This is a genomic window from Armatimonas sp. (assembly GCF_043760365.1).
Taxonomy (GTDB): domain Bacteria; phylum Armatimonadota; class Armatimonadia; order Armatimonadales; family Armatimonadaceae; genus Armatimonas.
Window position 1 is genome coordinate 1 of record NZ_JAYUPA010000931.1, and the last position, 2,897, is coordinate 2,897.

4 protein-coding genes are annotated in these 2,897 nt (G+C 61.8%); all 4 read left to right on the forward strand.

The window, feature by feature from the left end; all coding sequences use genetic code 11:
* Nucleotides 1-247: acyl-CoA thioesterase (locus tag ACH2EH_RS23360; protein WP_395145563.1), on the forward strand; the 247-nt coding region annotated here is incomplete at its 5' end.
* Nucleotides 248-487: 240 nt separating this feature from the next.
* Nucleotides 488-2,323, forward strand: a complete 1,836-nt coding sequence (locus tag ACH2EH_RS23365; protein WP_395145565.1) for a prolyl oligopeptidase family serine peptidase — start codon at nucleotides 488-490, stop codon at nucleotides 2,321-2,323.
* Between the two features lie 5 nt (nucleotides 2,324-2,328).
* Nucleotides 2,329-2,529, forward strand: a complete 201-nt coding sequence (locus ACH2EH_RS23370; RefSeq protein ID WP_395145566.1) for a hypothetical protein — start codon at nucleotides 2,329-2,331, stop codon at nucleotides 2,527-2,529.
* 105 nt (nucleotides 2,530-2,634) lie between these two features.
* A partial coding sequence (locus ACH2EH_RS23375) for a hypothetical protein (RefSeq protein WP_395145568.1) occupies nucleotides 2,635-2,897 on the forward strand: 263 nt, incomplete at its 3' end.

The following is a 2,897-nucleotide window of genomic DNA, read 5'->3' on the forward strand; positions in this document are numbered from 1 at the left end:
GCTTCTGATCCCCGGTGAGATCGCCGAGCTGCGGCCTGCCAGTGTGCTGTTCACCTATCGAATCCTGCGCGACGAAACCCTGATCGCCGAAGGGGAGACACGCGGTGCGTTTCTGAGCGCCACGACCGGGCGGCCTGTGCGCATCCCTGAGCCGTTTAAGAGCGCTTTTCAAGCCCAAAACAAAACGAACCGGGACAGTGCCCGGTTCGTTCTGGATGAGACAGCAGCTTCGTCCGAGGTCGCTTAGTTGGTGCCGTCACCGGCGAGCTCTGCGGCGCGGGCGCACAGGTTGGTGACAATGACGACGGCAATGGGTGCTTGGGGGCGGTGACTTTTTGCTTCGGAGTGGAAGGTAGAAGTAACTACGAGACAACGCCAGGATACCTCATCCGGGCGTTTTGTGTTCGGGTCGGCATATGGGAACGGGCCTATTTATGCGCCCGAAACCCGACGCCCGCCCGAAACCCACGCCGGGTATAATCCCCCCATGAGCACAGCAACACAGACGTGGAAGCAGATCGCCCGCACCGGGTCGGTGGCGTGGCCGCAGGGGGCGGCGCTTCAGGCCGAGCGTGGCGTGGCGTTTCATAGCCAGAAGGGGGCGCTGGCGTGGAACCCGCAGACCGGCGAGACGCGGCGGCTTCTGCCTGAGGGCGTTACCAGTGGCTTTGGGTTGCTCTCGCCCGATGGCGAGTGGTTTTATTTCTTCAAGGACACGAAGGGCAACGAGAAGGGGCACTATGTACGTGTGCGGTATGACGGCACGGGGGAGATCGAGAGCCTCACGCCTGAGTTTGCGCCGTATTCGTCGTCGCTGACCCCGTTTCCGCTGCCGATTGTCTCGATGAGCGCGTCGGGCAATCGGATCGCGTTTATCTATGTGGACAGCGACGGCTATCACTTGTGCGCCGTAGAGATTGGCGAGGGCGGAGTGCGGGGGGAACCAAGGATTCTCCATGAAGGCCGTGCGCTCCTGCGTGGCCCGGTGCTCTCGGCGGATGGGGCAGTCTGCGTGGTCTGTACCAACGAGCGTACAGGAAAACAGCAGTATGATTTGCTCGCGCTGGACTCCGGCGGCGAAGAGCTGGTGGGCTGGAAGGGCTGGGGGCCGACGAGCCTGGAAACCACGGCGTTCTCCCCGATTCCTGGCGACTACCGCCTGCTCTGCACCAGCGATGAGTCTGGGGTAAAGCGCCCGATGCTCTGGGATGTAGCACTCGGAGAGTCTGAGCTTCTCTTGGGGGAGGATCAGCTTCCTGGCGAGGTAGGGGCGCTCTGCTGGTCGCCCGATGCGAAGCGTGTTCTGCTCTGTCGGAGCCTTGATGCCGCGCATGAGCTGTGGGGCTGGGCGGCAGGAAAACTGACACGCTTGCAGCATCCTGAAGGGACAATCACGTACTTCGGTGGGCTGGGTGCGACTCTGAGTAACGACGGGGTAGCATCGGTGCTGTTTTCGAGTGCCCAGCAGTCACGTACACAGATGGCCTTCTCCGCAAACGGCGAGGGACGCGTGGTGTTTTCCGGCGGCGATGCCCCTAGGGGCACGACGGTGCGCTCCGTGACTTTCCCGTCGTCGGATGGCGTACTCGTGCAAGCCTGGCTTTCACTTCCTGAGGGTACCGGCCCGTTCCCTGCTGTCATTGACCTGCACGGCGGGCCGCACCAGGTGACCAACCAGAGCTACGGGATGGGTGCGCCCTATGTGGAGAGTGGCTTTGCGTATCTCTCCGTGAACTACCGAGGCACGCCCACGTTTGGTCGGGAGTTCTTGCAGAAAATCTGGGGCGCTGTCGGGCACTGGGAGCTAGAGGACATCGCGTCTGCCCACGCCTTTCTTATTCGCGAGGGCATCGCCGATCCCAAGCGCATTGCGATTACTGGCGGCTCCTACGGCGGCTACCTCACGCTCCTCGCCCTCGGAAAGCGCCCGGAGCTGTGGGCGGCGGGCGTGGCGCACGTCGCGCTTGCCAACAATGCAATGGCCTACGAGGACTCGTCGCCCTTGCTCCAGGGAATCATGAAGGCAAGCTTTGGCGGCACGCCCGAAGAGAAACCGGAGCTCTGGGAGACAAGCTCGCCGCACACCTACGCCGCGCACATCACCGCCCCGGTTCTGGTGATCCAGGGCCTCAATGACACACGTTGCCCCCGGCGCCAGATGGAAGTCTATGAGGCGCACTTAAAAGAGCTGGGTAAACAGATTGAGGTTCTCTGGTTCGACGCTGGGCATGGGGTGGGCAACACGGAGCAGTCAATAGCCTTCACCGAGCAAATTCTCACGTTTTTAGCTTCAGCACTTCTTCAGCCTTCACCGGTAGACTGAGCTCTATGGACACCCGACTCACCGAGATTGAAAAGCGCTTCACTTCCGCCCGTCCTACCGGCGCGGCTCTGGCGTTCTACACCATGGACTGGGCTCCTGACCTCGCTACGGCGCAGATACGTGCGAAGAAAGAGCGACGGCCTGTCTTTTTGATCTTTGTCACCAATATCTCCGCCGCGACGAATTTCTACCAGGGCCACTGCTGAGCCAACGCGGATCACCTGCGGGGGAGTTCCCTCGCCGCGCCCGCTGTGCTGGAGCTGCTAAAGCCCTTTATTGTCACGTCTTGGAACGGTCGCCGTCTTTCGGAGATGCCACATGAGATAAAGAAAGTCTTCGAGCAAGGGCGGCTGCACGGCGACAACGTGAATATCGCCTTCTTCGTGCTCTCGCCTCAAGGCGACGTGCTCCGTGCCGGCGTTCCCTTTGTCCAGCCCGGCTACTTCCGCATGAACTCCGAGGCAATGGGCGCGGATATGGTGCGCCAGCTCAAGGACTTCTTTACGGGGCTGGAGCTGCCCACCGCCCCGAAAACGCCCCGTGAGCCCGTCCTTCCCGACATAAACGCACCCGG